This window comes from Polaromonas sp. P3_C2 (assembly GCF_056402675.1).
Map to the genome: position 1 here is coordinate 1 of NZ_JBFUGX010001077.1, position 895 is coordinate 895.

The following is an 895-nucleotide window of genomic DNA, read 5'->3' on the forward strand; positions in this document are numbered from 1 at the left end:
CAGGTTGGTGGACACCACAGTGACGTTTTCAGGCAGGAAAGCTGACGAGACAGCGACTGCCGCATCCAGCAGGCCACCCGGGTCATTGCGCAGGTCCAGCACCAGGCCCTTGAGGTTGGGCTCCTGCTTGTAAATCTGCTCAAGCTTGGTCACGAAGTCGTCGACCGTGCGTTCCTGGAACTGGCTCAGGCGAATCCACGCATAGCCGGGCTCCACCACTTTGCTGCGAACCGACTGGGTACGGATTTCTTCGCGCGTGATGGTGACCGGGAAGGTGCGGTTTTCGTCCTTGCGAAAAATGGTTAACAGCACCTTGGTCTTGGGTTCGCCGCGCATTTTCTTGACCGCGTCGTTGAGGCTCAGGCCCTTGACTGCCGTGTCATCGATACGTGTGATCAGGTCGTTCGGCTTGAGGCCGGCGCGGTCCGCAGGGGAGCCTTCGATGGGAGACACCACCTTGACAAGGCCGTCTTCCTGGCTGATTTCGATGCCGACACCGACAAAACGGCCTGTGGTGCCTTCCCGGAATTCCTTGAACGACTTTTTGTCGAAGTAAACCGAGTGCGGATCAAGACTGGCCACCATGCCGGAAATGGCGTCGGTGATGAGTTTTTTCTCGTCCACCGGTTCCACGTAGTCCGTCTTGACCATGCCAAAAACGGCTGCGAGTTGCTGCAGTTCTTCCAGCGGAAGGGGTGCCAGGCCGCCACGGGCCACGGCTTGCAGCTGTACGGTGGTGAGGGCTCCAGCCACGGCACCAATTGAAATCCAGCCTGCTATCTTGAGCTTCTGACCCATAGAAAATACCTTCGTAAACCTGTTGGAGAGCCCCTGCTCCCCCTATGTGAAGCAATATACACCTTGGAGAAAGGCCGGTCGCCACAGTTCCGCCATT

General features: G+C 57.9%; 1 protein-coding gene. It reads right to left on the reverse strand.

Features of this window, described 5'->3' with window-relative positions:
* Positions 1-798, reverse strand: a 798-nt coding sequence (locus tag AC1DWI_RS24710; protein WP_477726117.1) for a S41 family peptidase, incomplete at its 3' end; no start/stop codon positions are given.
* Positions 799-895 lie beyond the last annotated feature (97 nt).